The sequence below is a fragment of the Streptosporangium sp. NPDC049644 genome, from assembly GCF_040675205.1.
Taxonomy (GTDB): domain Bacteria; phylum Actinomycetota; class Actinomycetes; order Streptosporangiales; family Streptosporangiaceae; genus Streptosporangium; species Streptosporangium fukuiense.
Map to the genome: position 1 here is coordinate 6,045 of NZ_JBFAOJ010000169.1, position 3,665 is coordinate 9,709.

Genomic DNA, 3,665 nt, shown 5'->3' on the forward strand with positions numbered 1-3,665 from the left:
ATACTAGGTTTGACTACGCAACGCAACGCTACGCAATGGAAAACTCGTCAAAACCACGGCGAGGCGTCTACAGTCAGGGCTGACAGAGCGACAGGGAGAAGGAACGACCTCCCCGCCGACAGGAGCAGGCCCACCATGGACGAGACACCCCGCACGCCCGAGGACCGGGCGCGCCTCGCCCGCGAGGTCAAGAAGCGCCGCCTGCAATTGGAGATGGCCCAAACTCAACTGGAGGCTGCCGGCGGCCCCTCCGTCAGCTTCGTCAGCAAGGTTGAGTCCCGAAAGCCTGTCCCATATGACGGCATCAGCATCGTTCGCCTGGAGCGGGCACTCCAGTGGGAGGAAGGAAGCGTCGCCGCCATCCTGGACGGCGGACGGCCTACACCCATCAATGTGTCCGCAATTACGCCGGAAATGGTGACCGCTAAGGCCGTAATTCCCCAGCCAGCCAAAACACCCCTCGAATCTCTGAACGAATCAGCGATGGTGGAGGCGATTTTGGCCATGGCGCGCGAGCAGGCCAAGCTGGCGGATGAGATCAAAAAGCTCCAGCAGCAGGTGGACGATCTACATCGGAGCCGCGACCAGCAGGATCACGGCGATCCCGACAATCGTGCATCCGCCTGAGATGCCCACAGCAAACACATTTTTGGCATGTAAGGGTGCGCTAAGCGGACAAGAGTAACGGGACGGTTACAAACGCTTGGGTGGGTGGTGAAAGTTTGAATCATCCCGTTTTATAGGGAGACCAAAATCCTTGTGGCGAGGGTACGAAATTGCGCTTTCTGCGCACATCGGCAGGAGGTGGAGCAGTGCCATTCCCCGACCCCAGCCTCGACTCAGACCTCGCTCGACTCACAGACCGCGCCCTGACCGCAGCGGCTAAGAGCACCCTGGCCGACATCCACAGCGCCGCCACGGCGATGGAACAGCGAGGCCAGGCACTCCTCGCAATACACGCAGCACTCCAGCACGAACTCAACTGCTTAACCCCGCCGCCAGAGTTCGTCGCTGCGCTCCGGCGCCCCTGCGGCGCACCGTGTCTGGTGCGTCTCGCCATCTATGGGCGACGAGCCCGTGTCGTCGTCCACCCGATCGGCATACCTTCCCCTATCCGCGAGGCAGCAGCGTGGCAGTCGCTCACCGCGTATTTTCGCGACCGGGGCATGGCCGCGTGAGCGCCGATGTACACGGGTTCGAGCATGCCGCGCTGGAGCCCGAGATCGGCGTCATCGAGATCGACCCCGCCACCGGCGAGCATCCTGTGGTGGTCGTCAACACCGCACAGCCACACCGCAGAGCCATCCAGGCGATCAAGGCGTGGCGCGAGCGCCTAGTGTTGCCTGCGCCTCTTTTGGCGCTCATCGACTTGGCCAAGGAGTACCGCCTCGGCATGGTCGTCAGTGCTGGCGCCGCAGCGGTTGTGACCGCCACCTCGGTCTCGGTCGTAGCGATTCCGTCCCCTGACCGCCCGCCACCGGCGGTGATCGCCACCACTCGGTTGGAGGCGATCCAAACGAGTAACCACATCACTCCGTTCACGGCTGCCCGCGCGCCCACAGCGCCTCCTATCTCGCCCACAGGGCGTCCTGCGGCGCGCCGCCCTGCCGTCCCGGCGCGCACCCCTCGCCCTTCTTCCAGCCCAGCGACTACTCCCGGCCCTACACCGACCTCAACGTCCGAGCCCGCCAAGTTGCCGGCGCCAGCTGCCCGCCCGCAAGCCACTACTTCGCCTTCACCCCTACCCTCCCCCCTCGGCGAGGAACGATCCGAACAGGGAGAGCAGGAGGGCACACCTAAGCCGTCTCCCCAGAAGCCAACGCTGCTGCCGCCGATCGATATCGACGTTCCCCTCATCGATGAGGACCCGCTCGTAGACGCTGTGTGTGGACTGCTGCCGATCGGATGCCCCATCGGCTGACCAACTCATACCGGGAGGAACTAACCCCATGTCCCTCACCACCCACTACCCCATCAGAGACCTCTGATGGGGTACGCCGAGCAGCGCGGCAAACTCTGGCGGGCCCGCTGGAAGCTCCCATCCGGGAAGCTCGACGGCATGTCAGGGTTCCTGACCCAGAAAGCGGCGAGGAACTACGCCAACGACCAGGAAGCGAAGATCCGGGCAGGCAACTACGTCGACCCGCGGGCCGGCCAGATCCTCGTCAACACATGGATCGACACCTGGTTCCGATCCCTGGACCTGGAAGAGAGCACGCTGGAGAACTACCGGTTCCTACTGGAAACGTGTGTGCGGCCGTTCTTCGCTGAGCGGACTCTCGCCTCCCTCTCCGCAGAGGAGATCAACGAGTGGGAACGGGATCTCGTCAAGGTGTACGACTACTCCAAGGCCACGGCGAAGGCGGCCCGGTCCCGGCTGGGGACGGCGCTCGCCGCCGCGGTGCCGTCCCGGATCCCGACTAACCCGGCCGCCCGGCCGCGGGCGTCGGGTAAACGGGCGGATCGGCGGGTGCAGCGGGTGCTGCAGAAGCGGCGGGCGTACGCCACCCCGTTGGAGATCGTGCTCATCGCCGAGCGGCTCGGCATCATGGCCGGGCCAGCCGTGTTCGTGCAGACGGTGTTCGCTGGGTTCACCGGGGCACGCTGGTCGGAGATCCTCGGGACCGCCCCTGATTGCGTGCGTGGCGCCGAACTCGACCTGGACTGGAAGCTCTACGAACTCAACGGGCATTTCTACCGCGGCAGACCCAAGGACGGGTCGATTCGGACGATCGACGTCCCGCCGTTCCTACAGTCCCTGCTGCAGCGGCACCTGGAGGACGAGGCGACGACCACCCGGTGCACGTGCTCGGAGGACGCTCCGGAGCCGTACTGCTCAGGCGGGCAGTACGTGTTCCTCGGCCCGGACGGAGGCCACCCGCGGCGCAGCACGTTCTCCAGACGGTTTCTGAGGCCCGCAGCGGACGGCGCCTACCCGGGGCAGCGGGGCAAGCCTGCGACGCCTGTGGTGGCGAGTCTCGCGGCCAGCTGGCCTGGGCTCCCCCTGCCTGCCAGTGGCAGCTTCCGTGGGTTCCAGCCGGGCCAGGCCCGGGCATCGGGGGTGAACTCCCGGTCGACGAGGGCGGCGCTGGTCGAGTACGGCGTCGCCCAGGGGACGTCAGTGGAGGAACTGGCGGGGCTGACGCGTGAGCAGCTGCTGGATCGGTTCGTCCGTAGCGCTTACGTGTCCCGGGATTCAGCGCTGGTGTCGTGGTTGCCGATCATGCGGGGGTTGACCATGCATGGGTTCCGGCATGGTCACGAGACGATGATGGCCGAGGATCGGATCGCAGAGGCGTTGCGGGATGAGCGGATGGGACACATCGGCGATGGGACGATGCGTGCGCACTACACGCATGTGACCGATCCGATGCGGGGTGAGCTCCTGGAGGCGTTGCAGCGGCGGTGGGAGACTGCGCTCATGGAGCGGGTGGAGCTGGAGCGGCATTGGGGCGGGGTGATGCCTGCGGGGTCGGCGTTGCCTCTGCTGGAGGAGTTGCTGCAGCCGTTCCGGGATGCCGCCGTTTCCAAGATCGGCTCCCATTTCGCTCCCAAAATCGGACAACGGCGGGAGCGGAAGAGGCCGATCCCCGTGAGGATCGGCCTCTGACCTGCGGTCGGGGTGACAGGATTTGAACCTGCGACCCCCTGCTCCCAAAGCAGGT

At 65.7% G+C, this 3,665-nt stretch carries 2 protein-coding genes; both read left to right on the forward strand.

Annotated elements, in window-relative coordinates; genetic code table 11:
- Positions 1-135: 135 nt before the first annotated feature.
- Positions 136-627, forward strand: coding sequence for a hypothetical protein (locus tag AB0J58_RS42880; RefSeq protein ID WP_357795983.1), 492 nt, complete (start codon positions 136-138; stop codon positions 625-627).
- A gap of 1,360 nt (positions 628-1,987) precedes the next feature.
- Positions 1,988-3,610, forward strand: coding sequence for a hypothetical protein (locus AB0J58_RS42885; protein ID WP_357795980.1), 1,623 nt, complete (start codon positions 1,988-1,990; stop codon positions 3,608-3,610).
- Positions 3,611-3,665: the final 55 nt, after the last annotated feature.

Bases quoted from the DNA above. Each gene is read 5' to 3' on its own strand.
- AB0J58_RS42880 (WP_357795983.1), top strand. From the start codon at position 136: ATGGACGAGACACCCCGCACGCCCGAGGACCGGGCGCGCCTCGCCCGC.
- AB0J58_RS42885 (WP_357795980.1), top strand. From the start codon at position 1,988: ATGGGGTACGCCGAGCAGCGCGGCAAACTCTGGCGGGCCCGCTGGAAG.